Annotated in this window: 27 protein-coding genes; 7 read left to right on the top strand and 20 right to left on the bottom strand. The window is 72.3% G+C overall.

Going from position 1 to position 26,997, the window contains the following annotated elements:
- Nucleotides 1-3 precede the first annotated feature (3 nt).
- From JNO54_RS01355 to JNO54_RS01365, 3 genes are read right to left on the bottom strand one after another with little or no spacing between them, the layout of a single operon-like run.
- Complete coding sequence (locus JNO54_RS01355; RefSeq protein WP_204142276.1) at nucleotides 4-840, bottom strand: aldo/keto reductase; 837 nt, start codon at nucleotides 838-840, stop codon at nucleotides 4-6.
- A 23-nt stretch (nucleotides 841-863) separates the two neighbouring features.
- A complete protein-coding gene (locus tag JNO54_RS01360; RefSeq protein ID WP_204142277.1) occupies nucleotides 864-1,769 on the bottom strand; it encodes a crotonase/enoyl-CoA hydratase family protein in 906 nt (301 codons plus the stop codon).
- The gene (locus JNO54_RS01365) at nucleotides 1,766-2,740 is read right to left on the bottom strand and encodes an NAD(P)H-dependent flavin oxidoreductase (protein WP_204142278.1); all 975 of its coding nucleotides are present in this window, start codon (nucleotides 2,738-2,740) and stop codon (nucleotides 1,766-1,768) included. The genes JNO54_RS01360 and JNO54_RS01365 overlap by 4 nt, the downstream gene beginning before the upstream one ends.
- Before the next feature lie 38 nt (nucleotides 2,741-2,778).
- Here JNO54_RS01365 and JNO54_RS01370 point away from each other — a divergent pair, with 38 nt between their 5' ends.
- The gene (locus JNO54_RS01370; RefSeq protein ID WP_204142279.1) at nucleotides 2,779-4,104 is read left to right on the top strand and encodes a hypothetical protein; all 1,326 of its coding nucleotides are present in this window, start codon (nucleotides 2,779-2,781) and stop codon (nucleotides 4,102-4,104) included.
- On the opposite strand, the gene JNO54_RS01375 is transcribed toward JNO54_RS01370, so the two are convergent.
- The 13 genes from JNO54_RS01375 to JNO54_RS01435 all read right to left on the bottom strand — a co-directional run bounded on the left by JNO54_RS01375 (nucleotide 4,076) and on the right by JNO54_RS01435 (nucleotide 18,045).
- On the bottom strand, nucleotides 4,076-4,699 hold the full coding sequence (locus tag JNO54_RS01375) for a hypothetical protein (protein WP_204142280.1): 624 nt from the start codon (nucleotides 4,697-4,699) through the stop codon (nucleotides 4,076-4,078). The two genes, JNO54_RS01370 and JNO54_RS01375, sit on opposite strands and share 29 nt — an antisense overlap.
- Nucleotides 4,696-5,307 carry a hypothetical protein gene (locus JNO54_RS01380; protein ID WP_204142281.1) on the bottom strand — a complete coding sequence of 204 codons (612 nt, stop codon included), beginning with the start codon at nucleotides 5,305-5,307 and terminating at the stop codon, nucleotides 4,696-4,698. The genes JNO54_RS01375 and JNO54_RS01380 overlap by 4 nt, the downstream gene beginning before the upstream one ends.
- Nucleotides 5,304-5,996, bottom strand: a complete 693-nt coding sequence (locus JNO54_RS01385; protein ID WP_204142282.1) for a hypothetical protein — start codon at nucleotides 5,994-5,996, stop codon at nucleotides 5,304-5,306. Before JNO54_RS01385 ends, JNO54_RS01380 begins: the two co-directional genes overlap by 4 nt.
- A 182-nt stretch (nucleotides 5,997-6,178) precedes the next feature.
- Nucleotides 6,179-7,099, bottom strand: coding sequence for an SDR family NAD(P)-dependent oxidoreductase (locus JNO54_RS01390; protein ID WP_204142283.1), 921 nt, complete (start codon nucleotides 7,097-7,099; stop codon nucleotides 6,179-6,181).
- The gene (locus tag JNO54_RS01395; RefSeq protein ID WP_204142284.1) at nucleotides 7,096-8,691 is read right to left on the bottom strand and encodes a flavin-containing monooxygenase; all 1,596 of its coding nucleotides are present in this window, start codon (nucleotides 8,689-8,691) and stop codon (nucleotides 7,096-7,098) included. Before JNO54_RS01395 ends, JNO54_RS01390 begins: the two co-directional genes overlap by 4 nt.
- A 15-nt stretch (nucleotides 8,692-8,706) precedes the next feature.
- Entirely contained in the window at nucleotides 8,707-9,768 is a 1,062-nt protein-coding gene (locus JNO54_RS01400) for an alpha/beta hydrolase (RefSeq protein ID WP_204142285.1), read from the bottom strand.
- A 49-nt stretch (nucleotides 9,769-9,817) separates the two neighbouring features.
- Nucleotides 9,818-10,657, bottom strand: coding sequence for an alpha/beta fold hydrolase (locus JNO54_RS01405; protein ID WP_204142286.1), 840 nt, complete (start codon nucleotides 10,655-10,657; stop codon nucleotides 9,818-9,820).
- Between the two features lie 89 nt (nucleotides 10,658-10,746).
- Complete coding sequence (locus JNO54_RS01410; RefSeq protein ID WP_204142287.1) at nucleotides 10,747-11,163, bottom strand: cupin domain-containing protein; 417 nt, start codon at nucleotides 11,161-11,163, stop codon at nucleotides 10,747-10,749.
- Nucleotides 11,164-11,240: 77 nt separating this feature from the next.
- Nucleotides 11,241-12,926, bottom strand: a complete 1,686-nt coding sequence (gene ahpF, locus JNO54_RS01415) for an alkyl hydroperoxide reductase subunit F (protein ID WP_204142288.1) — start codon at nucleotides 12,924-12,926, stop codon at nucleotides 11,241-11,243.
- 210 nt (nucleotides 12,927-13,136) lie between these two features.
- Nucleotides 13,137-13,700, bottom strand: coding sequence for an alkyl hydroperoxide reductase subunit C (ahpC, locus tag JNO54_RS01420; protein WP_204142289.1), 564 nt, complete (start codon nucleotides 13,698-13,700; stop codon nucleotides 13,137-13,139).
- A 183-nt stretch (nucleotides 13,701-13,883) separates the two neighbouring features.
- Entirely contained in the window at nucleotides 13,884-14,588 is a 705-nt protein-coding gene (locus JNO54_RS01425; protein WP_204142290.1) for an exonuclease domain-containing protein, read from the bottom strand.
- Nucleotides 14,585-16,462, bottom strand: coding sequence for a DUF294 nucleotidyltransferase-like domain-containing protein (locus JNO54_RS01430; RefSeq protein WP_204142291.1), 1,878 nt, complete (start codon nucleotides 16,460-16,462; stop codon nucleotides 14,585-14,587). The genes JNO54_RS01425 and JNO54_RS01430 overlap by 4 nt, the downstream gene beginning before the upstream one ends.
- Before the next feature lie 62 nt (nucleotides 16,463-16,524).
- Entirely contained in the window at nucleotides 16,525-18,045 is a 1,521-nt protein-coding gene (locus tag JNO54_RS01435; RefSeq protein ID WP_204142292.1) for an amidohydrolase, read from the bottom strand.
- Between the two features lie 564 nt (nucleotides 18,046-18,609).
- Here JNO54_RS01435 and JNO54_RS01440 point away from each other — a divergent pair.
- From JNO54_RS01440 to JNO54_RS01450, 3 genes are read left to right on the top strand one after another with little or no spacing between them, the layout of a single operon-like run.
- The gene (locus JNO54_RS01440; RefSeq protein ID WP_204142293.1) at nucleotides 18,610-19,146 is read left to right on the top strand and encodes an EamA family transporter; all 537 of its coding nucleotides are present in this window, start codon (nucleotides 18,610-18,612) and stop codon (nucleotides 19,144-19,146) included.
- 5 nt (nucleotides 19,147-19,151) lie between these two features.
- On the top strand, nucleotides 19,152-19,721 hold the full coding sequence (locus JNO54_RS01445; RefSeq protein WP_204142294.1) for a nucleosidase: 570 nt from the start codon (nucleotides 19,152-19,154) through the stop codon (nucleotides 19,719-19,721).
- 10 nt (nucleotides 19,722-19,731) lie between these two features.
- On the top strand, nucleotides 19,732-20,139 hold the full coding sequence (locus JNO54_RS01450; protein WP_233703141.1) for a tetratricopeptide repeat protein: 408 nt from the start codon (nucleotides 19,732-19,734) through the stop codon (nucleotides 20,137-20,139).
- Nucleotides 20,140-20,178: 39 nt separating this feature from the next.
- Here JNO54_RS01450 and fumC read toward each other — a convergent pair whose 3' ends face one another.
- From fumC to JNO54_RS01470, 4 genes are all read right to left on the bottom strand, one after another.
- Nucleotides 20,179-21,582: a class II fumarate hydratase gene (gene fumC, locus JNO54_RS01455; RefSeq protein WP_204142296.1), complete on the bottom strand. Its 1,404-nt coding sequence runs from the start codon at nucleotides 21,580-21,582 to the stop codon at nucleotides 20,179-20,181.
- Between the two features lie 35 nt (nucleotides 21,583-21,617).
- Nucleotides 21,618-22,268, bottom strand: a complete 651-nt coding sequence (locus tag JNO54_RS01460; RefSeq protein WP_204142297.1) for a DUF5701 family protein — start codon at nucleotides 22,266-22,268, stop codon at nucleotides 21,618-21,620.
- Between the two features lie 16 nt (nucleotides 22,269-22,284).
- Nucleotides 22,285-22,884: an LOG family protein gene (locus tag JNO54_RS01465; protein WP_307817999.1), complete on the bottom strand. Its 600-nt coding sequence runs from the start codon at nucleotides 22,882-22,884 to the stop codon at nucleotides 22,285-22,287.
- Between the two features lie 407 nt (nucleotides 22,885-23,291).
- The gene (locus JNO54_RS01470; protein ID WP_233703142.1) at nucleotides 23,292-23,894 is read right to left on the bottom strand and encodes a protein-L-isoaspartate O-methyltransferase family protein; all 603 of its coding nucleotides are present in this window, start codon (nucleotides 23,892-23,894) and stop codon (nucleotides 23,292-23,294) included.
- Nucleotides 23,895-23,948: 54 nt separating this feature from the next.
- On the opposite strand from JNO54_RS01470, the gene JNO54_RS14870 reads away from it, so the two are divergent.
- The 3 genes from JNO54_RS14870 to JNO54_RS01480 are packed head-to-tail and all read left to right on the top strand — an operon-like array spanning nucleotide 23,949 to nucleotide 26,988.
- The gene (locus JNO54_RS14870; protein WP_307818000.1) at nucleotides 23,949-24,083 is read left to right on the top strand and encodes a hypothetical protein; all 135 of its coding nucleotides are present in this window, start codon (nucleotides 23,949-23,951) and stop codon (nucleotides 24,081-24,083) included.
- Between the two features lie 27 nt (nucleotides 24,084-24,110).
- Nucleotides 24,111-25,823: an AMP-dependent synthetase/ligase gene (locus JNO54_RS01475; RefSeq protein ID WP_307818237.1), complete on the top strand. Its 1,713-nt coding sequence runs from the start codon at nucleotides 24,111-24,113 to the stop codon at nucleotides 25,821-25,823.
- 10 nt (nucleotides 25,824-25,833) lie between these two features.
- Complete coding sequence (locus tag JNO54_RS01480; RefSeq protein ID WP_204142299.1) at nucleotides 25,834-26,988, top strand: sterol desaturase family protein; 1,155 nt, start codon at nucleotides 25,834-25,836, stop codon at nucleotides 26,986-26,988.
- The last annotated feature ends 9 nt before the right edge of the window (nucleotides 26,989-26,997 follow it).

The raw sequence follows: 26,997 nt of genomic DNA on the forward strand, positions 1-26,997 counted from the left end.
TAGTCACAGCTCCTCGTGATGGTCAGGGTCGGCGTCGAAGAGGCGCCCGTCGGGGCGGCCGAGGGCGCTGATCGCGTCGACCTCGGCCTCGGTGAGCGCCACCGAGGCGGCCGCGAGGTTGTCGCGCTGCCGCTGCGGGTCGGCCGACTTCGGCAACGGCATGGCACCGAGCGAGACCTGCCACGCGAGCACCGCCTGCCCGGGCGAGATCCCGTGCGCCTCGGCCGCCGCCGTCACCGCCGGCTCCTCGAAGAGGTCGCCGCCCCGTGCGATCGGCGACCACGACTGGGTGAGGATCCCGCGCTCGGAGTCCGCCGCCCGCATCTCCTCCTGGGGGAGGTACGGGTGCAGCTCGATCTGGTTGGCGAAGGGGGTGACACCGGTGGCCTCGATGATCCGGTCGAGGTGGTGGACGTGGAAGTTGCTCACCCCGATGTGTCGCACGAGGCCCCGTTCCCGGGCCTCGATGAGCCCCTCCCACGCGGCGAGGTACTCGTCGCGCGACGGGTTGGGCCAGTGGATGAGCACGCTGTCGACGACCTCGAGGTCCATGACCTGGAGGGTCGTCTCGACGCAGCGGCGAGCGCCTCGGTGGTCGCGCCCGGGGACCTTCGTCTGGACCCAGACGTCCTCGCGCGGCAGCCCGCTCTGCTGGAGCGCCTCGGCGACCTCGCGCTCGTTGCGGTAGTTCACCGCGGTGTCGACGAAGCGGTAGCCGGCCTCGAGCGCCGAGCGCATCGCCGCGACGCCGTCGCTCCCGCGCAGCGGGTAGGTGCCGAGACCGATGGCGGGCAGCTCGACGTCAGGGGCGGAGGGCAGCGGTCGGGTCGGGATGCTCATGGGTCCAACGTAGCCGCGTGCACCTACGGGACGATCTCGTCCCGCTCGTCCCACGGGGCGAAGGCGGGCAGCTCCGAGGCCTTGCCGGTGAACTCCGGGTCCCGCTTCTCGAGGAACGCGGCGACGCCCTCCTTGCCGTCGCCCATCGACGTCTGCTGCATCGCGATCGACTCGACGGCGTGCGCGTCGAAGGGGTGGGTGGCGGCGGAGTTGCGGTAGACCATCCACCGCGTGAGCGCCGTCGCGACGGGCGAGCGCCCGGCGACGAGCCGCAGTGCCAGCTCGCGGGCGGCGGGCAGGAGGTCCTCGGGCTCGTGGACGGAGCGGAGGTAGCCGATCTCCTGCATCTGCTCGGCCGTGCGGATCTCGGCGGTGTAGAAGAGCTCGAGCGCGGACTCGACCCCGACGACCCGCGGCAGGAACCACGAGCTCGCCGCCTCCGGCACGATGCCGAGCCGGCCGAAGACGAAACCGATCCGGGCCTTCGTCGACGCGAGCCGGAAGTCCATCGCGCACGGCATCGTCGCGCCGATCCCCACGGCCGGGCCGTTGATCGCGGCGATGACGGGCTTGGTGCAGCGGAAGATCGCGAGCGTCACCTTGCCGCCGGTGTCACGGATGCCGTCGAGCAGCTCCGGGTCGAGGGGCCGCTCCCGGATGTCGGCGGGCGTCGCGGTCCGCTCCTCGTCGATCCCGAAGACGTTGCCCTCGCTCGAGAGGTCCATCCCGGCGCAGAAGGCCCGCCCGGCCCCGGTGACGATGACGACCTTGGCGTCGTCGTCCACGCTGACCCGCCCGAAGACGTCGATGAGCTCCTCGTGCATCCGCACGGTGAAGGCGTTCATCGCCTCGGGCCGGTCGAGGGTGATCGTCGCGATCCCGTCCCCGTCGACCTCGTAGGTGAGGGTCTCGTACGTCATGCCGCTCATGCGCTCGCCTCTCCGAGGACCGTGAGGAGGTCCCCCTTCGCCTGCTCGTACTCGTCGGCCAGCCGGTCGACGAGCTGGGCCACCGGGACGACGTCGTCGATGGCGGCCACGCCCTGCCCAGCGGACCAGATGTCGCGCCAGGCCTTGTGCTCCTTCGCCTCGGACGCATGGGGGTTCGTCACGTGGTGCAAGTCGACCCGCTCGGGCTGGGCGAGCCGCTCGGGGTCGAGCCCGGCCGCGACGATCGACCCGCGGAGGAAGCTCGCGGGGATCGAGGAGATCGACGGCGTGTAGACGATCTCCTGCGCCGTGTGGGTCGTGAGCATCTGCTTGTAGTCGTCGCCGACCATCGCCTCCTCGGTCGCGAGGAAGCGGGTGCCCATGTACGCGAGGTCGGCCCCGGCCGCCTGGGCGGCGAGGACGTCGCGGCCGGTCGACAGCGCACCGGCGAGCAGCAGCGTCCCGTCCCAGACACGGCGCACGTCCGCGACGAGGGCGAAGGGGTTGATCGCACCGGCGTGCCCGCCGGCACCGGCGGAGACGACGATGATCCCGTCGACGCCGGCCTCCGCGGCCTTGGCCGCGTGGTGGGCGCCGGTGACGTCGTGGAAGACGAGGCCGCCGTAGGAGTGGACGGCGTCGACGACCTCGCGGGCGGCGCCGAGGCTGGTGATGACGAGCGGCACCTTGTGGGCCACTATCCGCTCGAGGTCGGCCTCGATCCGCGCGTTGGTCCGGTGGACGATGAGGTTGACGCCGTAGGGAGCCGTCTCAGGGGCCGCGAGCGCCTCGTCGATTTCCGTGAGCCACTCGTCGAAGCCCTCGGTGGTGCGCTGGTTGAGCGCCGGGAAGGTCCCGAGGACACCGGCGCGGCAGGCCCCGATGACGAGGTCGGGCCCGGAGGCGAGGAACATCGGGGAGGCCACGACGGGCAGGCGGAGCCTTCCGCGGAGCTGTGCTGGGAGCGTCATGGCCTCATGCTCGCATCATCGCTGGCATCCTTGCTCCCGTGGTCAGAGCGTGGGGGGCGGTCGCGGACGCGACCTCGGTGGTGCGGCACGGGCTGCGGCTGCTGTGGGACTGGTGGCCGACGCTGCTGACGATCTTCCTCTTCGGGCAGGCCGTGCGGGCCGGTGCGCTGTGGGGCGCGATGCAGCTGACGGAGGTCAGTCCGCTTGCCGGGGCCCTCCTCGTCCCGCTCGCCCCGCTCGCGACGGTTGCCGCGCTCATCCTCGCCCTGCGCGTGCTCTCCCCGTCGCTGCGGTGGGCGAGCTTCCAGGAGTCGGCCGAAGGGGTGTCCGCCGACGGCGGGTCGGCCGGCCGGGCGGCGCGCACGACGGTCGTCGAGGACCGGCTGGCGCTGCTCGCCGCGACGATCCTGCCGTTCTTCGCCGTCTACGCGGCGCAGGGCTACCTCAAGGAGGACACCCGCCAGTTCCTCAACGAGACGGCGGCCGACGAGTTCTACAACAACGCCGACTTCTGGCAGGGGACGGGGTCGACGAACTTCGAGCGGGTGGGCATCGCCGAAGGGTGGTGGTTCTGGGGGTCGGTCGCGGTCGCCTTCACCCTGCGCTGGATGATCGGGCGCCTCGGGCTGCCGAGGAAGCACACGGGATGGGGCTGGGTCGCCGCCTACGTCGAGGTGGCGTGGGTGACCCTCTTCGCGACCGGTGCGCTGAACCAGATCGACTCGTGGAAGGCCTGGTTGATGAACCGCCAGGCGGCGGTGAGCGCCCAGGACCAGTACGAGGAGGTCACCCAGGTCGTCGGCGCGCCGATGGAGCTCTTCAACCGGGTCGCGGGCTGGCTCGGCGGTGCCATCGGCCAGGCCGATGCCATCCTGCTGGTCCCGCTGTCGTGGCTGACCGTCGGCGCCGTCGTCTACGGTCGCTCGCTCTCCCAGATCGAGCAGGGCGAGCCCGGCTCGTGGACGAGGCGCTGGGCAGCCCGCACGGAGCGGATGCCCGGCCTCTTCCGCAAGCTCGGCGGCGAGATGGCGGCCGGGCCGGTCGGTCGCTTCAAGGGTCTCTCGAACGCGGTCCGGACCTTCGCCCGGGCGGGCCTGGCCCCGATGCTCCTCTTCTGCATCGTCTTCGTCCTCGCGAAGCAGGCCGAGGTCGGGACTGCGTGGCTGATCCGTGAGGCGGTCGGGCCGCAGGAGCCCGGGATCATGCAGTGGGTCGCGCCCTACCTGGGGCTCATCCGGCGCGGGGTCTACACCGTGCTCATGGTGGCCCTGCTCGCGGCGGCGATCGACCGGATCCTCCGGCCGGACCCACGGGCCGAGGAGGAGCCGGAGGGGCTCACCGCCGAGGCAGCTCCACCTCGATGACGGTGGGGTGCTCCCACCAGATCCGCACCCGCTCCGGCACGGCGTCTCCCGCGGTGATGACGTCGGCCACCGTCGACCACGACTCCGGGCGTGGGGTGTCGCTCTCCTGACCGCGCCCCTCGATGAGGGCCGCCTGCGGACCGACCGCCCCGCTGTTGAGGCACGGAGAAGACTTCACCGCGCCCTGCTGGAGCCCGGTGCTGCTGTAGGGGAACTCTCGGCCCTGCGTGTCGATGATCTCGAGCTGGCAGCCCAGGATGACGTCGTCGGTGGGGGCCTTGAGGTCGAGCTCGACCCGCCAGAGCGCGGTCCCACCCGGCCCGGCGCCGGGGACGTCCTCGTCGTTGTAGTCGCGGACGACGGTCGTGGGCTCGACCGCGGTGACCGTCACCCCGACGTCGCGGACGTGCTTGCCGCTGCGGTCCTGCCACTCCTGGCTCAGCCGCACGGTCTCGCCGAGGGCCACGCCCTGGACGTCGTGGGGGCCGTACGGGTACCAGAAGTGGACCATCCGGCTGCTCGACGCGACGACGGCGAGCAGCACGGCGACGGGCAGGAGGATCAGGCCCCAGCGGTTGCGTCGGACCCAGCTCACCGGTCCTCCCCCGTCGTCTCGCCCATGGTCGCGAGCGGGATCGGGACCGGCTCCGTGACGGCCGCCCACGCGGCCACCTGCTCCTCACCGATCTCCAGCGGGACGACCGCCTGGTCGTCCCAGCGCTCGTCCTGGTCGGTCCAGCGCAGGACGAGCTCTGCGTCGGGGATCGGCTCCTCGGGGATCTCGACGACGACCTGGCAGCGCATGGGGACGCCGGCGATCACCCCCTTGCACGTCGACGTGCCCCGCCCGAGCCTCCACGTCCGTCCGTCGCTCGAGCGGACCCTGACCTCGCTGATGCCCGCGTCGCGCCGGGAGGGCACGAGGTCGACGTCGGCGATGACCCACAGCCCGGGCGACAGCTTCGCCTCGGTGATGCCTGACCAGGCCTTCGCCCCGGAGACCTCCGTGACGGTGACGTCACCGATCCGCAGGTGCGCGGGCTCGCCGACGGCCACGTGGCGCTCGAAGGGCTGCTGCCCCACGGGACCCGCCGAGGGCAGGCGGTCCTCGACGACCCGGCCCACGGCGAGCGCGACGAGGACGAGAGCCCCGGCGCCGAGCTGCTGGCCTCGACGCCCCCAGCGGGACGACGCGGTGGTCATGACGAGCTCCCGTCGGCCGGCGGGTCGGCGTAGGCGTCGACCTGCTTCACCGGGAGATCGAGATGGGTGAGCGGCGCGGGGTCCAGCCAGCCCTCGGTGTCCTGCAGGGTGCTCTGCCGGAAGGTGAAGCTGCGGACCTGCACGCGCACCGTCTCCGGCACCGCCCGCTCGTGGCGGTGCCAGATCCACGCGACCGGGTAGGTGATCCCCGGGGAGACGGTGCTCATCCGCGTGGCGTCGTCGGCGAGGTGCGGGACCGGGTCGGCGAGCACCGCGTCGGCCGGCTCGGCGATCTGCGGTGCGCCCGCGTAACGCTCGAGCCCGTCGAGGTCGACGAGCCGGACCGCCTGGGTGAGCTCGCCCTCGGTGAGCGTCTCGTCGGTCGTGCTCTCGACGGTGCCGAAGACGAGGAGGTACTGACCGTCCTCGGACTCGGTGAAGCCCTTGCCCGGCCGGGTCGAGGCGCTGACCCGGTCGATCGTGATGTCGAGCGGACCGGTCTCGAGGACCGCGCCCACCTCGCCCTTCGGGGGTGGCTCGGGCTCAGCGTCGGCCCACCCGCCGAAGGGGGCGGAGAGGACGAGTGCCGTGCCCGCGACGTAGGTGCCGAGCTGCTTGGTCGAGCGGGACCGGAGCCAGCCGATGGCTGTGCCCCGCATGCCCGCGTCGTCGCCCCCGGTCGCCCCCACGGCGCACAGCATATGGACACCGTGGCGACGGGGCGACCGGCGCACAGCCGATGGAGGCGCCCCCTTTGTGCGCACGAACCAAGGCTCGTGCCCGTTATTCAGGTACGAGCCTTGGCTCGTGCGGCTTGTTCAGGTACGAGCCTTGGCTCGTGCGGCGGGTCGAGGGCGAAGGGGTGGCCAGCTCAGTTCGTCGAGCTGCCGCCCGCGGCGTTCATGGCTCGCTGCATGACGCCCCAGTACCCGCTCGGCGTGACCCGGGCGAGGACGTCGAGGCCCTTGGCGTCGTTGCCGATGAGCAGGCGGCGGCGCCGCGCGATGAGCGCCTCGACGATCTCCTCGCCGGCCTTGTCCGCCGGGTACTTCAGCATCTTGGCGAAGGCCTTCTGTCCCTGCGCGGCCTCGGCTGGGTCGACGTCCGCGCCGACCCGGGCGTTCGTCGCGATGTTCGTCCTGATGCCGCCGGGGTGCACCGAGGTCACCCCGACCGACCGTCCCTCCGCGGACAGCTCGCTCGCGAGCGACTCGAGGAACCCGCGATGCCCGAACTTGCTCGTGCTGTACGCCGTCTGCCCGGCCGGACCGACGAGCCCGAAGAGGCTGGAGAGGCCGACGACCTGACCCTCGCCGTTCTCGAGCATGATCGGCAGCAGCGCCCGGGTGAGCCGGATCGGCGTGTGGAGGTTGATCTCCATGAGCCAGTCGAAGTCGTCCTCCGTCGTCTGGAGGAAGCGGCCACCGAGCGCGACGCCGGCGTTGTTGACGAGCACTCGCACGTCGGGGTGGGCGTCACCCAGCCGGGCGCCGAGGGTCGTCACGGCGTCACGGTCGGCGAGGTCGACCACGTAGGGCGTCACGGTGACACCGGGCGCCTCTGCGGCGATCGTCTCGCCCACGCGGGCCAGCCCGTCGGCGTCGACGTCGATGATCGCGACGTGGGCACCGCGACGGGCCAGGCCCCGGGCGACGTGCTCGCCCATGCCACCCGCGGCGCCGGTGACGACCGCGGTCGAGCCGGCGACCTCGAGTGCCGGGCGGCTCTCGCCGGTGACGGCACCCGTCACTGCGTCCGCGACCGTCGAGACGACCGAGCCGAGCGGGTTCATGCAGGTACCTCCACGATGGTGTCACCGAGCGAGTCGTCGGTGTTGCTCGACGATCCTGGCAGCTCGAGACGTGCGGGTGCGGACGCGCCCCTCGGCAGGGTGACCGGACCGGCGCCCTTCGGCACGAAGTGCATGTCCTCGGTGACGTCCGCCCGGCGGAAGACGATCGTGTCCTTGACGTAGTTCTGCGGCATCGTCCACGGCGCGCGGTCGCCGGCCTTGGGGAAGGCGCCGATCGAGCGCTGGATGTAGCCGGCGGTGAGGTCGAGGATCGGGGCAGCGGTCATCCCTTCGGGCGCGACAGGCACGGCCACGCCGTACCCGTGGTCGCGCATGTGCCGGATGAGGCGGGCGACGTAGCGGCTCACGAGGTCGGCGCGCAGCGTCCATGACGCGTTGGTGTAGCCGACGGTCATCGAGACGTTGGGCACCCCGCCCAGCATGAGACCGCGGTAGGCGAAGGTCTCCGCGAGCGGCACATCGGCGCCGTCGAGACGGAAGTCGATGCCCCCGAGGGCCTTGAGCCGCAGGCCCGTCGCGGTGACAACGATGTCGGCCTCGACGACCCGGCCGTCGGTGAGGCGGACCCCTTCGGGCACGAAGCGGTCGATGTGGCCGGTGACGACCTCGGCCCGGCCCTCCTGGATGACCTCGAAGAGGTCGCCGCCACGCACGGCACACAGGCGCTGGTCCCACACGTCGTAGGGCGGCGTGAAGTGCTCGTCGATGACACCTTGGGGCAGGTGCCGCCTGAGGTCGTGCATGACGAGCGCGTTCGCCGCCTTCGGCCGGACCCGGGAGAGCTGGTAGAGGAAGCCCTGCATGCCGACGTTCTTCACCCGGGCGATGCGGTGGACCGCCTGGGGAGGCAGCGCCTTGCGCAGGCCCTGGACGACGACGTCCTCGCCCGGCACCTGGAAGACATAGCTCGGGGTGCGCTGGAGCATCGTCGTCGTCGTCGCGGTCTGCGCGATCGCGGGGACCAGGCTGACGGCGGTGGCCCCCGACCCGATGACGACGACCCGCTTGCCGGCGTGGTCGAGCCCCTCGGGCCAGAGCTGCGGGTGGACGATCTCCCCGGCGAAGTCCTCGGTGCCGACGAAGCCGGCGTCGTGCGGCGACTCGTAGTCGTAGTAGCCGGACCCGAGGTGGAGGTATCCGGTGCGGATCGTCCGCTCGCCCTCGGCCGTGCGCACCGTCACCGTCCAGCGCTGCTCCGGCGTCGACCACTCGGCCCCGACGACCGTGCAGCCGTAACGGATCCGCCGGTCGATCCCGGCGTCACGCGCCGTCGCGCGGATGTAGTCGAGGATCTCGTCGCCGTCGGCGATGGCCTGCGCGCTCGTCCATGGGCGGAAGGGGAAGGACAGCGTGTACATGTCCGAGTCGGAGCGCACGCCGGGGTAGCGGAAGAGGTCCCACGTGCCCCCGCTCGCCTCCCGACCCTCGAGGACGACGTAGTCGATCCCGGGGTTGGCCTCCTGGATGCGGTACGCCGCGCCGATGCCGGAGAGCCCCGCGCCGACGACGAGGACCTCGACCTCCTCGGGGAGGGTGCTGCCGGCAGCGGCTGCGTCGGGAGTGATGGTCACGGATGGGCTCCCTCGTCAGACGCCGAGACCGACGCGCAGGGCGCCGATCAGCTCGGTCTGGCAGCGACGGCCGAGGTCGACCGCGCCGATGTTGATGAAGGGGTGGACGGCGTCCTCGTGGACGCGCAGGGTGACCGGGACGCCGGCGGCACGCAGCGCCTCGGCGTAGGCGACCCCTTCGTCGCGAAGGGGGTCCCAGCCGGCCACGGCGACGTAGGCCGGGGGCAGGCCGGACAGATCGTTGGCGAGCAGGGGTGAGGCGCGCGGGTCCGTGCGGTCGTGGTTGCCGAGGTAGTGCTGCTCGTACCAGTCCATGTTGGTCTGGGTCAGGAAGTAGCCCTCGGCGAAGGTGGTGGCCGACGGGTAGTCGGTCGAGAAGTCGGTCGCCGGGACGACGAGCGCCTGGAAGGCCGGCATGGGGGTGCCCTCGTCCCGGGTCACCTGGCAGACGACGGCGGAGAGGTTGCCGCCCGCGGAGTCGCCGGCGACGGCGATCCGATCAGGGTCGATGCCGTGCTCCCCGGCGTGCTCGCGCAGCCAGCGGAACGCCTCGACCGAGTCCTCGACCGCGGCCGGAAAGGGGTGCTCCGGAGCGAGCCGGTAGTCGACGTTGAGTACGGCGACCTCGGCACCGACGCAGATCCGGCGGCAGACGACGTCGTGGGTCTCGACGTCGCCGAGCACCCAGCCGCCGCCGTGGAGGTAGACGACGGCGGCCATCGGCTGCGTCGATCCCTTGGACGCGCGGGCGGGACGCGGCGGCAGGTAGAGCCGGGCGCCGAAGCGGTCCGCGATCCGCACGTCGGTCACACCGCCCACCTCGGGCGACTCCCCGGCGAAGATCCACGACTCCGACTTCAGGGCGGCCCGGGCCTCGGGCACCGGCATCTCGTCGAGCTCCTTGGCGGGCAGGCGGTTGAGCACGGCCAGCCCGACCTGGAGGTCGGGGTCGAGGCGTTGGCCGTCGACGATCTCAGGGCGGCCGGCGATGGCGCGGCGAACGCGCACCGGCAGCCCGAGGAGAGCCATGAAGGCGGCGCGCTGGGCGCGCTCGGCACCGGTGGGGCGGTAGTCCATGCCGTCGAGTCTCGCACCCGGGGAGGCACCGCGTGCCGGGTCCGCGACCTCAGGCGGCATGTCGCTCGACCTGCCCTCGCGCGAAGGTCTCCGCCGCGACCCGGACGACGAGCTCGGGGTCGTCGATCTGGGGGCAGTGCCCGCAGTGCGGCAGGCTGACGTGCTCTGCCCGGGGCATGCGCTCCCGGGCGATCCGGGCCTGAGAGGGCAGGAGCAGCCGGTCGGTGTCGCCCCACGCGACGGTCGTCGGCACCCTGGGTCGCTCGTCGCTGTCGACACCGTCGATGTAGCGCAGCCAGGGCGCGCGCAGGAAGTGTGGCCAGAAGCCAGGCGCGCGGCGGAGGTTCATCGCGTCGCCGTAGGCGACCTCGGGCGTCACCTTGTCGGGGTGGACGTACAGCAGGCGCAGGGTGAGCCGGCGCAGCCAGGCGCGGTCGGAGGCGGCCCGGACGACCCGACGGGGCATGAGGGCCGAGACCTTGAGCAGGAAGAGCGCGAAGGCGACCCACGGCAGATGACGAAGGGGGACGAAACCGGCCGGGGAGAGCGCCGTCGCCGAGCGCACGGACCGGTTGGCGGCGAGCTGGAGTGCCATGAGGCCGCCGAGGGAGTTGCCGATGACGTGCGGCCGGTCGAGCCCGAGCTCGGCGAAGAGCCGCTCGAGCTGGCGCACGGTGCTCGGTACGGAGGCGACGTCGGGCCGACGAGGCATCGGCGAGCGGCCGAAGCCGGGGAGGTCGAGGGTGATGACCTCGTGGCCCGCGGCACGCAGAAGCTCGGGGATCTGCCCCCACGCCTCGCGCCGGTGGCCAATGCCGTGGACGAGCACGACCGGCTCGCCGGAGCCGGCGCGGTCGTAGTCGATCGTCGTGGAGGTGCTGCGCGCCATGGGCGCGAGGCTACCCGTCGGTCACCACACGAGCCGCCGCCCCGCTCACGTGCTCAGCACGTGGACGGGGCGGTGGCGCGAGGAAGGGATCAGTGCTCGGGGTCGTCCGACTTCAGTTGGTGGACGGTGCCGTGCTCGTGCTCGGGCGGACCGTAGATCGAGTAGACCTTGAGCGGCTCGGTGCCGACGTTGGTGACGTTGTGCCACGACCCGGCCGGGACGAGGATCGCTTCGTCGTCGCCGACGGTCCGCTCGAAGGTCAGCTGGTCCTCGGCGGGACCCATCTGGACCTTGCCCTCGCCGGACTCGACGCGCAGGAACTGGTCGTGTCCCTCGTGGACCTCCAGGCCGATGTCGTCGCCGGGCGCGATGGCCATGACGGTCATCTGGAGGAACTTCCCGGTCCACAGCGTGGTGCGGTACGTGGAGTTCTCCAGCGTGGCCCGCTCGATGTTCACGACGTAGGGCTTCGGGCCCTGGTCGGTGGGCTCGGACGAGATGGTCATCTAGTACCTCCTGGGTGGTGGGGCGGTCCTCCGCCGTCCCCTGTGGTGCGACGGAGGAGCCTCGAAGGGGTCGTGCCTCAGGCTCGCACGCCGGCGGTGTCCGGCACGTCGGTCGGGTCGGAGTCGATCGGGTCGCCGTCGGCGATCTTCGTCGCGGCGGTCGTGCTCTCACCGGCCGGGGCCGAGGTGCGGATGAGGTGGTCGAAGGCCGACAGCGCCGCGGTCGAGCCGGCGCCGAGGGCGACGACGATCTGCTTGTACGGCGTGACGGTCGCGTCGCCGGCGGCGAAGACGCCCGGCATGCTCGTCGCGCCGCGCTCGTCGATGACGATCTCGCCGCGCTCGCTCAGCTCGACGGCGCTGCCCTGCAGCCACTCGGTGTTGGGCAGCAGGCCGATCTGGACGAAGACACCGTCGAGGTCGGTGGTGACCGCCTCGCCGCCGATGCGGGGCTCGTGGACCAGTCCGACGACCTTGCCGCCGTCGCCGACGACCTCGATGGTCTTGCGACCGAGCTCGATGTCGACGTTGGGCAGGCTGCGGAGCTTGCGCTGCAGCACCTCGTCGGCGCGCATCTCGTCGAGGAACTCGACGACGGTCACGTGGCCGACGACGCCGGCGAGGTCGATCGCGGCCTCGACACCGGAGTTGCCACCACCGATGACGGCGACGTTCTTGCCCTTGAAGAGGGGTCCGTCGCAGTGGGGGCAGAAGGTGACGCCCTTGTTGCGGTACTCGTCCTCACCGGGGACACCCATGGTGCGCCAGCGGGCACCGGTCGCGAGGATGACCGAGCGGGCGCGCAGGGTGGCGCCGGAGGCGAGGTCGACGGTGACGAGGCCGTCGGCGCCGGCCTCGGTGATGCCGGAGGCGGACTGACCCTTGATGAGGTCGATGTCGTAGTCGTGGACGTGCCGCTCGAGGTCCGCGGCGAGGGTCGGGCCGTCGGTCTTCGAGGTGCCGATGAGGTTCTCGATCGACATCGTGTCGTTGACCTGGCCGCCGAAGCGCTCGGCGACGAGGCCGGTGCGGATCCCCTTGCGGGCCGCGTAGATCGCGGCTGAGGCGCCGGCGGGGCCACCACCGAGGACGAGCACCTCGTAGGGCTCACGCTCGGAGAGCGCCGCCGCGGCGGCCTGCGAGCCGGTGCCGCCGGTGACCTCGTCGAGCTTGGCGAGGATCTCGGAGAGCTCCATCCGGCCGGAGGCGAAGGACCCGCCGTTGAGCGTGACCGTCGGGACGGCCATGATGCCCTCGCGGTCGATCTCGTCCTGGAAGAGGGAGCCCTCGACGACGGTGTGGGTGACGCCGGGGTTGAGCACGGCGAGCGCGTCGAGCGCCTGGACGACCGTCGGGCAGTTCTGGCAGGTGAGCGACATGTACGTCACGAAGTGGTGCTCGCCGGTCACAGCGCGGGCCGCCGCGAGGGTGGCCTCGTCCTCCTTGACCGGGTGCCCGCCGACCTGGAGCAGGGCGAGGACGAGGGAGGAGAACTCCTTGCCGAGCGGCAGCCCGGCGAAGGTCACGGCGACCTCCGGGGCACCGCCGCGCTGGATCTTGAAGCCGGGGGCCCGCTCGACGAGGTCGGCGGGCTCGGCCTCGCGCAGCGTCACGAGGGGGTGCATCTCGGCGATCTCGGCGAGCAGCTCACGCAGCTCGGTCGACTTCGGCCGCTCGTCGTAGGCGGCGATGAGCTCGACCGGCTCCTTGAGGTTGTCGAGGAGGGACTTCAGCTGACCAGCGAGAGCGGCATCGAGAGCCACGGGATGCTCCTATACGAGACGAGAGGTGCGAGGAAAAAGAAGAGGTGTGGGGGAAGTGAGCCGGGTGACGGGGCCGCCCGGAGGAGCATCAAGAGGACCGGAGGGCGCTCAGCGCCCGAGGACCTCAGCTCCGAGGGCGGCTCCGTCGCCCGGCAGACTCGGCGGGGCGAAGGGGGGAACGGACCCCCCTTCGCCCGGGGGTAGGCGAGATCAGATCTTGCCGACGAGGTCCAGACCCGGGGTGAGGGTGTCCTCGCCCTCTTCCCACTTGGCCGGGCAGACCTGGCCGGGGTTGTTGCGGACGTACTGGGCGGCCTTGACCTTGCGGACGAGCTCGGAGGCGTTGCGGCCGATGCCCTCGGCGGTGACCTCGGCGAACTGGATGATGCCGTCGGGGTCGACGAGGAAGGTGCCACGGTTGGCCAGGCCCTCGTCCTCGCGGAGGATCTCGAAGGCGCGGGAGATCTTGCCGGTCGGGTCGCCGAGCATCGGGTAGCCGATCTTGCCGATGGTCTCGGAGGTCTCGTGCCACGCCTTGTGGGTGAAGTGCGTGTCGGTGGAGACGGAGAAGACCTCGACACCCATGCCCTGGAGCGCCTCGTAGTGGTCGGCCAGGTCGCCGAGCTCGGTCGGGCAGACGAAGGTGAAGTCAGCCGGGTAGAAGAAGAAGATCGCCCACTTGCCGGCGATGTCCTCGCTCGAGAAGTCCTTGAACTCCCCACCGACGAAACCGGTGGCCTGGAAGGGCTTGATCTGGGTGTTGATCAGCGACATGTGCACTCCTCATGTATGTGGGGGCCCGTGTCCCGGACCCGTTCCTTCTTTGGAACGATTCCAGAATAGCCGATCGAGCGCACCGATGCGAATCGGGGTTCCGCACAGGCGAATCCGGCTCGCGTGCCTCGCGGGACTCGCCTGTCCCGTCACCCGGCTGACGGCTCGCGACGCCCGGCCGGGTCAGGTGCTGCGGACCGCCCTGAGCGTCAGCGGCTTGCGCGATCGCAACGAGAGCTCGGCCGTCTGCGCGAGGTAGAGCTCGGCGCAGGCGAGCGCATCGGTGAGCGGCTCGTGCGCCCGGTAGCGGGGCAGCCCGTAGCGCTCCCGCGCTGCCCACAGCCGCAGGGCCCCGGGCCGGGGCTCGGCCACCGCCCCGACCCCCTCGGTGACGAGCCGGTGCTGCAGCGCGAGCGTGTCGACGCTCGTCGTGAGGAGCGGCACCCCGAAGGCCCTCCGGCAGGCGGCCGCGAGGAAGTCGGTCTCGATGCTCGCGTGGTGCGCCAGGAGCACCCGCCCCGCGAGCGCCTGCAGGACCTCACCGAGCGCCTCCACCGGGGGCACCCCTTCGGCCAGGTCGTCGTCGGTCAGCCCGTGGATCGTCGCGGACTGGCCGACCTCGGCGTCGGCCCGGAGCACGACGCGCCTGGCCCCGGCGAGGTCGATCACCTCGCCGTCGACGGGGATCCACCCGATGGCAAGGACGTGGTCGCGGGAGGTGTCGAGACCCGTGGTCTCGATGTCGATGGCCAGCAGCGGCAACGACTCCACGGGTGTGCTCGGCTCGGGGAGGGGGGTCAACAGGTAGTCACGAAGGGGTCCCGGCGGCGTCTTGTCGGCGGCTGCGGTCCGCTGCCGCTCGAGCGAGCGCACTCTGCCGAAGATCATGAGTAGTGCTGCGCCGGGTAGCGCTGCGCCAGGGCCTGCTGGGCCCGGCGCACCGTCTGGAAGGCGGCCCGCAACGACCGCTGCTCCAACGCAGTGAGCTCGTCAGGGCTGATCCGCGAGTCCGGGGTCAGCCCGGCCCTCGTCTGCCGGGCCTGGTGCTCGAGCCGGACCTGCGAGATCAGCTCCAGCGCGTGGACCAGGCTCCCTGCCGTGGTCTCGCTCATCGCCCCGCACCGACCCGCGGCGAGCAGCCGCGAGCGGGTGCTCACCGATGCGAGCCCGTTGCCGAGCGCGTGCACCCGCGCCAGGTCGACGATGGCGCCGATGCCGCCCCGCTTGAGGTCGAGCGTGTCCTTGTGCTCGCCGGCCTTGGCGAGGACGAAGCCGCGGAAGAAGCCGAGCGGTGGCTCGTTGAGCACCGCCTGCTTGGCCAGATGGGCGAGGAAGAGCGTCCCCTGCGGGGCCCGTGCGGTGACCTCGGCGGTCAGCGCCTCGTGCAGCCCGCGGTCACCCGCCAGCGGCCGGGAGTCGAAGAAGATGCTCGCGGTGAGGACGGCGTCGCTGACCGGCTGCTCGATCCACTGCCGGAACTCGCGGCGCCACCCGCTGAGGCGTTGCCGCCAGCGCGGGTTCGAGGCCATCACGTCGCCGTCGCACCTCGGGTATCCCGCGGTCTCGAGCCCGGTGACGACCCGCTCGGCCAGTGCCGCGACGTACTCCTCCGCACCCTCGGGAGCGTCGTCGGCGACGATCACGGCGTGGTCCTGGTCGCTCCCGAGGGCCTGCTCGTGACGGGCCTTCGACCCGAGGACCATCCAGCAGTAGGAGGGGGCCGGTCCCCACCCTTCGGCCTCCAGCTCGGCCTCGACCAGGGCGATGATGCGGCGCTCGACGGCGTCACCGACCGCGGTCACCATCCGGGTGATGTCCCCGGCGCTGACCTCCTGCTCGACGAGCTGGTCGACGATCCGCGGGAGCCGGGCGGCGACGGCCGCGACCCCCGCGACGTCGGTCTGCTTGGCGACGTCACCCGCGACGTAGACGGCGCTGACCCGCTCGAGACGCATGAGGTCGGTCGTCGTCACCATGCCGATCGGACGCCCACCCTCGACGACGGGCAGGTGGTGGATGTTGGCCTGCGTCATCGTCAGCAGCAGCTCGAGGGCCGAGGCGTCGGCGTCGGCGACGAGCGGGTCGGGCGTCATGACCTCGTCGACCGGTCGTGCCGGGTCGAGGCCCTCGGCGACGACGCGCCGGCGCAGGTCACGGTCGGTGAGGATGCCGACGAGCCGCTCGCCGTCGAGCACGAGCAGGCTCGAGACGCCTTCGGCCGTCATCTCCTGGGCCGCCTCGGCGATCGCCGCACCGAGCGGCACCGTCACCGGCTCGCGGCGCGCGACCTCGCGCGCCGACACCCGCAGGATCGCCTCCCCGTGGCCGGTGGACCGGGTCCCCGTCGCCGTCGGGCGGAGCCGGTCGGTGCGCTCCATGTCGAAGTGGTCGGCGAACCGGGGGTAGGCGCCCGAGAGCTCGTGGAAGACCGCGGCCGGCAGGTGGAGCGCGAGCGTGTCCTCCATCGCGACGACGTCGAAGCGTGACGGGTTGCCGCCGACGAGCGTCGTCGAGCCCGCCGTCGTGCCCTCGGCGCCCTGGCGGACCAGACCACCGTCGGCGTCCCGGATCTCGATCGCGCCCGACCGCACGAGGTAGAGATCATCGGAGTCGCGGCCCACGGCCATGAGGTGGCTGCCACGGCGGTAGTAGCGCGAGGTCATCCGGCGCGGCAGCGAGCGGCGCACCGACTCGGGCAGGGCGTCGAAGGGCGCGTGCCGGCTGAGGAAGTCGGCGACCTCGGCGAGCTCGGTGTCGGCCATGCCCTCATCGTGGCAGCCGAGGCTCGGCTGCCGCCGGGCTACGCACGAACCTGCGGATCCCCTCAGGTCGAGTGAGTCACCCGGCCCGCGACGAGGGTGGCGACGGGCCGGGTCTCGCGCAGGCGTGCGGCGGCCTCGGCAGACCCCGATCGTCGAGGCGCCCTCGGGTGCTCGTCGAGCAGCACGAGGTCCCCCGGCCCGCCGATGGCCAGGGCGGCGATCCCGTCGGTCGACGCGGCGAGAGCCTCGGCGACCGTGAGCGCCTCCGTGGGTGACCACGGCTCGCGGTCGTCGGCGCTGCGGTGGACGGCGGCGGCCGCCGCGAGCCACGGGTCGAGCGGTGAGACGGGCGCGTCCGACCCGAGGCGCAGCTCGACCCCGGCGTCGCGCATCGAGCCGAAGGCGAAGGCCCGGTCCATGCGGTCCGGCCACAGCTGGAGCGAGGTGTCGCGGTCGTCGAGCAGGTGCGCCGGCTGCACGCTCGCGCGCACGCCGAGGACCGCCATCCGCGGGAGGTCCTCGAGCCGGACGAGCTGGGCGTGCTCGATCGCGCCCCGCGCGCCGGTGGCCTCGAACGCGTCGAGCACCTCCGCCACCGCCGCGTCGCCGATCGCGTGGATCGCGGCCTCGAGCCCGGCAGCGTGCGCGCGGGTCATGAGGTCGACGAGCTCCGCGGGGTCGACGTTGCGCTTGCCGCGCGGGAAGGCCGGGTCGGGCGTCCCGGCAAAGGGCTCGCAGCACCAGGCCGTGCGGGTGTTGAGCGAGCCGTCGCTGATGACCTTGAGCGGGCCCATGGTCACGAGGCCGTGAGCGTCGAGGACGTCACCGGTGCGGTGGCCGGCCTCGATGACGTGGTCCAGCCCGGCCGGGTACGTCGCGGGGCGGACGCGCAGCCGGTCCAGCCCCTCGGAGACCCGCCACGGCCACTCGACGAAGCCGTCGTGGAACTCCATGTCGACGATCCCGACGACGCCCTTCGCCGCAGCGTTGTGCTGCGCGGTCTCGGCGGCCTCTCGCGCTCGGTCCGGGTGGGTCGGGAGCTCGCCGAGGCGGAAGTAGATCTCGAACCACTCGTCCTCGTCGATCGAGCCCGGCCGCGGCTCGACCCCGAGCAGGCCGTACGCGGCGGTGCTCAGCCAGCCCGCGTGGCAGTCGCCGCTGATGAGGACGGTCGGGCGGGCGCCGACGACGGCGTCAAGCTCGGCGGTGCTCGGCATCCGCGACCACTGCCCGAGGCGGAAGCCGAAGCCCTGGAGCACCTCCCCCACGACGGGGGCGTCCGGGCCGTCGAGGTGCGCGCGGATCCGGGCGAGGACGGCGTCTGGGCCGTCCGTGCCGCTGACGTCGAGGCGGCCGACGACACCCTCCCACTGAGCCATGTGGACGTGCGCGTCCCACAGCCCCGGCATCGCCCAGCGGCCACCGGCGTCGACCAGCTCGGCCCCGGCGGTGGGGAGGCCAGGACCGATCTCGGTGATGACGCCGTCGGTGATGCGCAGGTCGACGGTGGCCGCGTCGAGGTCGGGCCGGGCAGCGGCGAGGTCGACGAGACGGACGTCCCGGACGACGGACGAGGTGCTCATCCTGCCGACCCTAGACTCGCCGACGTACGTTCGCGGACCTGGGCGGGGACGCCGGCCTCGAGCCACCCCTTCGCCCACCCGCGCCACCCCGTGATCGACCCGGATCGCGGGGGGCTAGATTCCGCGCGTGACCGCGACCCCCGAGCTCGAGATCGCCCTGCCACGGCGGCGGCGACGGTTCGTCCAGCACCCGGTCGCCTCCGTGCTCGTCGGGGCGATGCTCTTCGGCACCGCGGGCGTCGCGCAGGGTTTCGCCGCGGTGGACGCCTCCCCCGTCGCGGTGGGAGCGATGCGGCTCGCCGCAGGGGCGCTGGTCGTCACCGCCTTCGTCATGAGCAGAGGCGTGACGCTCCGGCACGTCGTCGGGATGTGGCGGGCCAAGGCCACGCTCGTGGCCGCCGCGGGGGCCGCGGCCTACCAGCCCTTCTTCTTCGGTGGCATCGGCCTGGCGGGCGTACCGCTGGGCACGCTCGTCGCCGTCGGCAGCGCACCCGTGGCCACGGGCCCATCGCCTGGCTCGTCCTGCGCGAGCGCCCCACCCGGCACTGGGCGATCGCCACTTTCGTGTGCGTCGCCGGGCTCGCACTCCTCACCGGCGCGGGCACCGGTCGCTCCGCGCTGCTCGGCATGCTCCTCGCCCTCGGTGCGGGCGCGTCGATCGCCACCTTCAGCGTCGCCGCCAAGCGGATGCTGCTGCGCGGGGTGAGCACCCCCGAGGTGCTCGCCTCGACCTTCCTCCTCGGGTCGCGCGTCATGCTCCCGGTTGCCGCCGTCCTCGGCATCGGATGGGTCGCCACCGCGCCCGGCCTGGCGCTCACCGTCTGGCTGGGCGTCGCGACGATGGGCCTGGCCAACGTGCTCTACACGCGCGGCCTCGGCGGGCTGCCCGCACCGACGGCCGCGACGCTCACCCTCACCGACCCGCTCACCGCAACGTTGCTCGGCTGGCTCCTGCTCGGCCAGGCCCTCGCGCCGCTGGGCTGGGCCGGGCTGGCGGTCCTCTTCGCGGGGCTGGTCCTCCAGGGCGTCTGGGCCAGCCGCCGACCGCGACCGGCTCACGTCACCCCCGACCCAGCCCTCCCCCCTTCGCCGATAGCGTGAGCGACGTGGACCTCCTCGTCGTCGCCGCCATCGAGGCCGAGGCCGCCTATGTGCCGGCCGGGCTGCCCCTGCTCGTCACCGGCGTCGGCAAGACCCTCGCCGCCGTGCAGGTGACGCGGACGCTCGCGACCCACCCGCACCGGGACCGCCTCACCGTCGTCAACATCGGCACGGCGGGTGCGCTGCGGGACGGGCTGGCGGGGACCTTCGAGATCGGGACGGTGCTCAACCACGACCTCTCCGCCGAACCCATCCGACGGCTCGGGCTCGACCCGCGGGAGCGGCTCGTCATCGACGAGAGCCTGCCGACGACGCTCGCCAGCGGTGACCTCTTCGTCACCGATCCCGCGGTCCGCGCCCGGCTCGCCGAGCGCGCTGACCTCGTCGACATGGAGGGCTACGCGATCGCCCTCGCGTGCGAGGAGATGGGTGTCCCGCTGCGAATGGTCAAGCACGTCAGCGACAACGCCGACGAGACCGCCCACGACTGGTCGGCCGCGGTCGACGGGTGCGCCCGGGAGCTCGGCGCGTGGCTGCACGACCTCGTGGAATCCGACGGCGCCGCCCGGAGTTGAGGGGAGCATGATGGCGACGATCTACGGGTACGAGAGGTACGAGCGGGCGCGGGGCTTCTTCGAGGACGGGCAGTACCTCGACGCCGCCCGCGAGCTCGAGGAGCTTTTTACCGACGTGGCTGCCGCCCGCGCCGAGGCGACCGACACGGACCCCGTCGGGCACGGTCTCGCCGAGCCCCGGCTCCTGCTCGCCCGCGCCTACTTCCACTCCGCCCAGCTGCGCCGCGCCGAGGAGGCCGCCCGCCAGGTCATCGACGAGGACCCGCAGGATGCCTACGCGCACCTGCTCCTCGGTCGCACCCTCGAGCGCGTCGGCCGCAAGGCCGAGGCGAAGGGGCCGCTGCGCATGGCCGAACTGCTCGGCGGGTACACCTCGTCCGGCGGCCCGACGACCGACGTCACCGACGACGCGATCTGAGCGCGGCCCCGTCGACCGGCCCGCGGTCCGGTCCGCGGATCACCCCTTCGGGCGGGTCATGTCCTTCGGCACCACCCAGGCGTCGAACTCCTCCTCGGTGAGGTTGCCCGACGCGACCGCGGCCTCGCGCAGCGTCGTGCCCTCCTTGTGCGCCTTCTTCGCGATCGCCGCGGCCTTGTCGTAGCCGATGTGCGGGTTGAGCGCGGTGACGACCATGAGGTTGCGCTCGAGGTTCGCCTCGATCCGCTCGCGCTGCGGCTCGATCCCGACGGCGCAGTGCGCGGTGAAGGAGCGGCACGCGTCGGCGAGGATGCGCGTCGACTCGAGCGCCGCGTGCGCCATGACCGGCTTGTAGACGTTGAGCTGGAAGTTGCCCTGCGTCCCCGCGAAGCCGACCGTCGCGTCGTTGCCGAAGACCCGTGTCGCGACCATCGTCATCGCCTCGGCCTGGGTGGGGTTGACCTTGCCCGGCATGATCGAGGACCCCGGCTCGTTCTCCGGGATCGTCAGCTCCCCGATGCCGTTGCGCGGGCCCGAGGCGTACCAGCGGACGTCGTTGGCGATCTTCATCAGCGCGCCCGCGAGGGTCCGCAGCGACGAGCTGAGCGTGACGAGCGCGTCGTGCGCGGACAGCGCCGCGAAGAGGTTGTCGGCCTGGTGGAACTCCAGCCCGGTCTCCTCGGTGACGTGGCGGGCGACGGTCGGGCCGAGGTCGGCGTGGCTGTTCAGCCCCGTCCCGACGGCGGTGCCGCCGATGGCCAGGCCGCGCACCCCTTCGTCCGCCTGACGGACGGTCGCCAGGGCGTCGTCGATCTGCGCGACCCAGCTGCCGATCACCTGGCCGAGGGTCACCGGGGTCGCGTCCTGCAGGTGGGTGCGGCCGACCATGACGACGTCGGCGAAGGCGTCCGCCTTGGCGGCGAGGACGTCGCGCAGCTCGGTGACGGCGGGGTAGAGCCGCTCGTTGACCTCGAGCGCGACCGCGATGTGCATGGCCGTGGGGAAGGTGTCGTTGCTCGACTGGCCGCGGTTGACGTGGTCGTTGGGGTGAACGGGGTCCTTGCTGCCGCGCTCGCCGCCGGCGATCTCGATGGCGCGGTTGGAGATGACCTCGTTGGCGTTCATGTTCGACTGCGTGCCGCTGCCGGTCTGGAAGACGACGAGCGGGAAGTGGTCGTCGAGGTCGCCCGCGATGACCTCGTCGGCGGCGCGCACGACGAGCTCGGCGATGTCGGACGGGAGCTCGCCGAGGTCCGAGTTCGCCTGTGCCGCAGCCTTCTTGAGGATGCCGAGCGCGCCGATCATCGTCCGCCCCCAGACGAAGGTGTCGCGCCCGATGTCGAAGTTGCCGAGCGACCGCTGGGTCTGCGCGCCCCAGTAGCGGTCCTCGGCGACCTCGATCTCGCCCATGCTGTCGGTCTCGGTCCGGGTCTGCTCGCTCATACCCGCGACGCTACGCGCCTCCTGGGCGAAGGGGGTCAGCCGGCGGGGGCGGGTTCGGGCGCCCTGGCGAGCCGCCCGGCGGCCGAGGCGATGCCGAGCCAGGTGTGCCGGTTGCCGGCCCAGCACCAACCGACCTTCGGCGCGCCGTCGCGCTCCTTGCCTCCGTCACGCTCGGCACCGCCGCTGATCCAGATCGCGGGGGTGCGCTTGTCGAGGCCGAGGCCGGCCTTCTTCGGCTTGCGCGAGGCGATCGTCATGAAGCAGTGGTTCGGCTCGAGCTGGGACGGGTCCTGGAGCAGCCACGAGATGCCCTCGCTGATCGTCAGCGGGGTGCGACCGCGGCCGAGGATCTCCGGCAACGCCTCCTCGGGGCTCCAGTCGCGCAGGTCGTCACCCCGCTCGACGCCCTTGAGCACGTACATCAGCGCGTCCGGCACCTTGACCTCGGCGATGGGAGCGAACTGCGCGAGGTCGGTCATGTCCGGCACGACGAAGCCTGGCTTGCCGACGCGGGTCAGCAGCGGCGCCAGCCGTGCCGCCGGCACGAGCGACGGGTGGATGACGAGCGTCCCTGTGCACGCCAGAAGGTCGCCCCCGACCATCTCGACGAGCTCCTCCTCGTCGCGACCGGTCAGCTCCTCGAGACCGAGGTCGAGGAGCCGGTCGAGCTGCTGGGCGATGAACATGCGTCCAGTCTCGTCCTCAGCTGCCGGGGCGCAAAATACAGGTCTCCCCCGCGCTCGCCCGCTCCGCCAGCCCCTCGAGGGCCGCCTCGAGCGTCGCGGCGACGACGACGTCCTCGAGACTGGCCTCGGAGACGAAACCCGCCTCGTAGATACCCCGCAGCGCGGAGAGCAGCGGCTGCCAGAACCCCTGGCCGCTGCCCGTGTGAGCGTCGAGCAGGGCGATCGGCGTCGAGTGCAGCCCGATCTGCCGCCACGTCCACACCTCGAAGAACTCCTCCAGCGTCCCGATCCCGCCGGGCAGCACGAGGAAGGCATCGGCGTGCTCGGCCATGCGCGCCTTGCGCTCGTGCATCGAGTCGACGACGTGCAGCTCGGTGAGGTCCTGACGACCCCACTCCCGGTCGACCATGAAGCCCGGGATGATCCCGACGACCTCGCCCCCTTCGCCCAGCGCGCCGTCGGCCAGGGCGCCCATGAGGCCGCTGCCGCCCCCGCCGTAGACCACCCGGATCCCGCGACGGGCCAGGCCCGCCCCGACCTCCCGGGCGACGTCGAGCAGCGCCGAGTCGGTGCCCGGGCTCGACGCGCAGAAGACGCAAATGCTGCGAAGGCTCACCCGCCAACGATAGGCGTGCGTCACAACCCCACCCCTGACGACCGGCACCGGGGCTGAGGCTCCTCGTGGACCCGTGACGCGCGGTCAGACGAAGCGGCTGGTCGCCATCCTCTTCCTCGCCAACGTCGTGAACTTCTACGACCGGACGATCCCGGCCGTCCCTCTTCGCCGGGGCCGGCTACCCCAGCCGTGGCCGAGAAACCGTGCCACGACCGAGATTCTTCTCGGCCACGGTCCACCCAGGCGGTCCGGGCACGACTTTGCGGCCAGCGGACGAGGCGACGGGCCGACCCCGCGTCACGCGAGCTGATCCCCCTTCGCCCGGCACCCCTTCGCCCGGCAATGTTCCTGGAACCCGACAACGGTTCCCGGGTGAAACGCACCTTTATCGGATAACCCGATAAAGGTCAGTCCTCCACGAGCGGGACGAAGCGGTAGGCGCCGTGCTCGGACGTCGACACGGCGCCGTCCTCCCCCTTCGTGACGCGGACCATGCGGCCCGCGACGGGGACGACCAGGCGGCCGCCCGGGGCCAGCTGGTCGATAAGGCTCGTCGGCAGGGCGTTGGCCATGGCGGAGACGAGGATCCGGTCGAAGGGGGCGAGGCCGGGGGCGCCGAGGACGCCGGGGGCGGCAAGCATCACCTCGGCCCACGGCCGCTGCGTCCGCGCGAGGTTGCCTGCTCCCCACTCCGCGAGCTCGGCGATCCGCTCGACCCCGACCACCTGAGCGTCCGGGCCGACGAGGTGAGCGAGCAGCGCCGTCGTCCAGCCCGACCCGGCGCCGACGTCGAGGACCCGCTGCCCCGGCGACACCTCGAGCAGGGTGAGCATCGCCCGGACCGTCCGCGGCTGCGAGCTCGTCTGCCCCTGACCGATCGGCAGCGGCCCGTCGTGACCGCACCGGGTGAGCTCCCCGGGCCGCAGGAAGTCGGCCCGCGGCGTGGCCCGGAAGGCCTCGTCCAGCGTGCGTTCGGCCGAATCCCGGACACCGTCCGGCATGGGTGACATGCTGCCCATCATCCTCGGCAACGGCGCCGGGGACCGCCGAAGGGGCAGATCGACGTGACGGCCACCTCTCCCCGGACCGCGACCGACGAGCGCATCGACGACCGCGTCCTCGACGAGCGCGAACCCAGCGTCGGCCACCTCATGCGCTGGCGCATCGCGCAGACCCCCGGCAACCCGGCCTTCAGCTAACCCGACGCCGCCGAGCAGTGGCACGGTCTGTGCTGGCGCGAGCTGGGCGCACGGGTCTGGCGGGTCGCGGCCGGCCTCGTCGACCTCGGCGTCGAGCCGCAGGGCCGGGTCGCGATCGCCTCCAGCACCCGGATCGAGTGGATCCTCGGGGACTTCGCGGTCATGGTGGCCGGGGGCGCGACGACGACGATCTACCCGACGACGATCCCCCGCGACGTCGCCTTCATCCTCTCGGACTCGGGCGCGAGGGTCGTCGTCGCCGAGGACGTGGACCAGGTCACCAAGCTCCGCGAGATCCGTGCCGAGATCCCCGAGGTGCGCACCGTCGTCGTCATCGACGAGACCGGCGTCGACCTCGACGAGTGGGTGACGACCCTCGCCGCCGTCGAGGCCGTCGGTGCCGAGCGGCTCGCCGCGGAGCCCGGCCTCGTCGACGCCCGCATCGACGCGTGCACCCCCGACGACCTCGCGACGATCATCTACACCTCGGGCACCACCGGCCGGCCGAAGGGGGTCCGCCTCACCCACGAGGCCTGGACCTACCAGGGCGCGGCGATCAAGTCGCTCGACATCCTCCACGAGGACGACGTGCAGTACATGTGGCTGCCCCTGGCTCACGTCTTCGGCAAGCAGATCACCCTGCTGACCCTCGCGACCGGCATGTCGGTCGCCGTCGACGGCCGCCTCGAAAAGATCGCCGCCAACCTCGTGGTCGTCCGCCCCACCTTCATGTGCGCGGCCCCGCGGATCTTCGAGAAGGTCTACTCCAAGATCAGCCTGACGGCCGACGAAGGGGGCGCGAAGGCCAAGCTCTTCGCGTGGGCCAGCGGGGTCGCCCGCCGGTGGAGCGTCGAGGAGCAGGCGGGCCGCACCCCGTCGGCGGGGCTCAAGCTCCAGCACGCCCTCGCCGACAAGCTCGTCTTCTCGAAGATCCGGGAGCGCTTCGGTGGGCGGATCCGCTTCTTCATCTCCGGCTCGGCAGCGCTCAACGCCGACGTCGCCGCATGGTTCAACGGCGCGGGCGTGACGATCCTCGAGGGCTACGGGATGACCGAGACCTCGGCCTGCGCGACCGTCAACCGGCCCTACGCCAACCGGCTGGGCTCGGTCGGGTGGCCCGCGCCCCGCACCGAGATCCGGATCGCCGAGGACGGCGAGATCCTCATGCGCGGCCCCGGGGTCATGCAGGGCTACCACAACAACCCCGAGGCGACCGCCGAGGCGCTCACCGAGGACGGCTGGCTGCACAGCGGTGACATCGGCGAGATCGACGAGCGCGGCTTCGTCCGCGTCACCGATCGCAAGAAGGACCTCTTCAAGACGAGCAACGGCAAGTACGTGGCGCCGAGCCAGGTCGAGTCGACCTTCAAGGGTCTGTGCCCCTACGTCGGCCAGATCCTCGTGCACGGGGCGGACCGCAACTTCGTCACCGCGCTCATCACCCTCGACCCCGAGGCGATCCAGCCGTGGGCGGAGGCCAACGGGCTCGGCGACCGGGACTACACCGAGATCGTCTCGTCGGCGCAGGCCCGAGACATGGTGCAGTCCTACGTCGACGAGCTCAACGAGGGTCTCAACCGGTGGGAGCGCATCGGACGTTTCCGGATCCTCGACCACGACCTGACGGTCGAGGGCGGCGAGCTCACCCCGAGCCTGAAGCTGCGCCGCAAGGTCGTCGCCGAGCGCTACCAGGACGTCCTCGAGGACATGCACCTCGACCAGCAGGAGGCGCGCGCCTAGGGTGGCGAGGGTGGCCCGCCCCGATCTCACCGTCCTCGCCATCCCTGGCTTTGTCGGGGCGATGGCGACCGAGCTCGTCTGGCAGCGCCGCCACCCGCCGGCCCCCGGCGAGCACCGCGCCGGCGACTACGAGCTCCACGACACCATCGCCTCGCTGGCCATGGGCGTCGGGAGCCTGATCGCCCCCTTCGTCACGGCGCCGTTGCTGCGCCGTCTCGCCCCGGGCACCGGCCGATGGGGCACCGCGCTCCTCGCGGTCGGCGCGGGTGCCGCGGTCGCGACGACGGCCGCCGACGTCCTGCGGACGCGAAGGGAGCACGGCCGGCTGCCCGAGGCCGGCACCGTGCCTGGAGGGGTCAAGGACAGCGGGGTCGCCGTACGGTCGCGCGCCGACGCGCTCACCCGGCTCACCCGGGGCACTGCGGTCGCCGCCGTCGCCTCCGCGGCGCTCGCGTCGGCCACCTTGTGGACCACCCAGACCTCCGCCGCCCGGCTGAGCCGGCACGCCCCCTTCGAGATCCGCGGCCGGTGGGTGCTGCCGCTGGCCGTCCTCGGCTGGGACGCCATCTACTACTGGAACCACCGGCTCGCCCACGAGGTCCGCAGGCTCTGGGCCGTCCACGTCGTCCACCACTCCAGCGAGCGGTACAACCTCTCGACCGCGCTACGCCAGCCGGTGGCCGAAGGGGTGACGATGGCCGTCCCGTACGGTCTCCTCGCCCTGCTCGGGCTGCCTCCGCGGGCCATCGAGGACGCGCGGGCGCTCAATCTCATCTACCAGTTCTGGATCCACACCGAGGCGATCCGCTCCATCGGCTGGCTCGAGCGGGTGCTCAACACCCCTTCGCACCACCGTGCGCACCACGGCAGCCAACGGCAGTACCTCGACATCAACCACGGCTCGATCCTCATCATCTGGGACAAGCTCTTCGGCACCTTCGAGCCTGAGGACGAGCCGGTGCGCTACGGGCTGACGCGCAACATCGAGAGCTTCGACCTCGCGACGATCGCGACCCACGAGTGGCAGGACATCGCGCGCGATGTGGCGTCGGCGCCGACGTGGTCGGACCGCTTCGGCTTCCTCCTCCGTGGGCCGGGGTGGGCCTACGAGCGGCGGGCCGAGCTCGCCGCTCCCGAGCCGGTCGCCACCCCGGTCGCGGCGTAGGCGCGGGGG

Origin of the sequence: Janibacter endophyticus (assembly GCF_016888335.1) — a bacterium.
Lineage (GTDB): Bacteria > Actinomycetota > Actinomycetes > Actinomycetales > Dermatophilaceae > Marihabitans > Marihabitans endophyticum.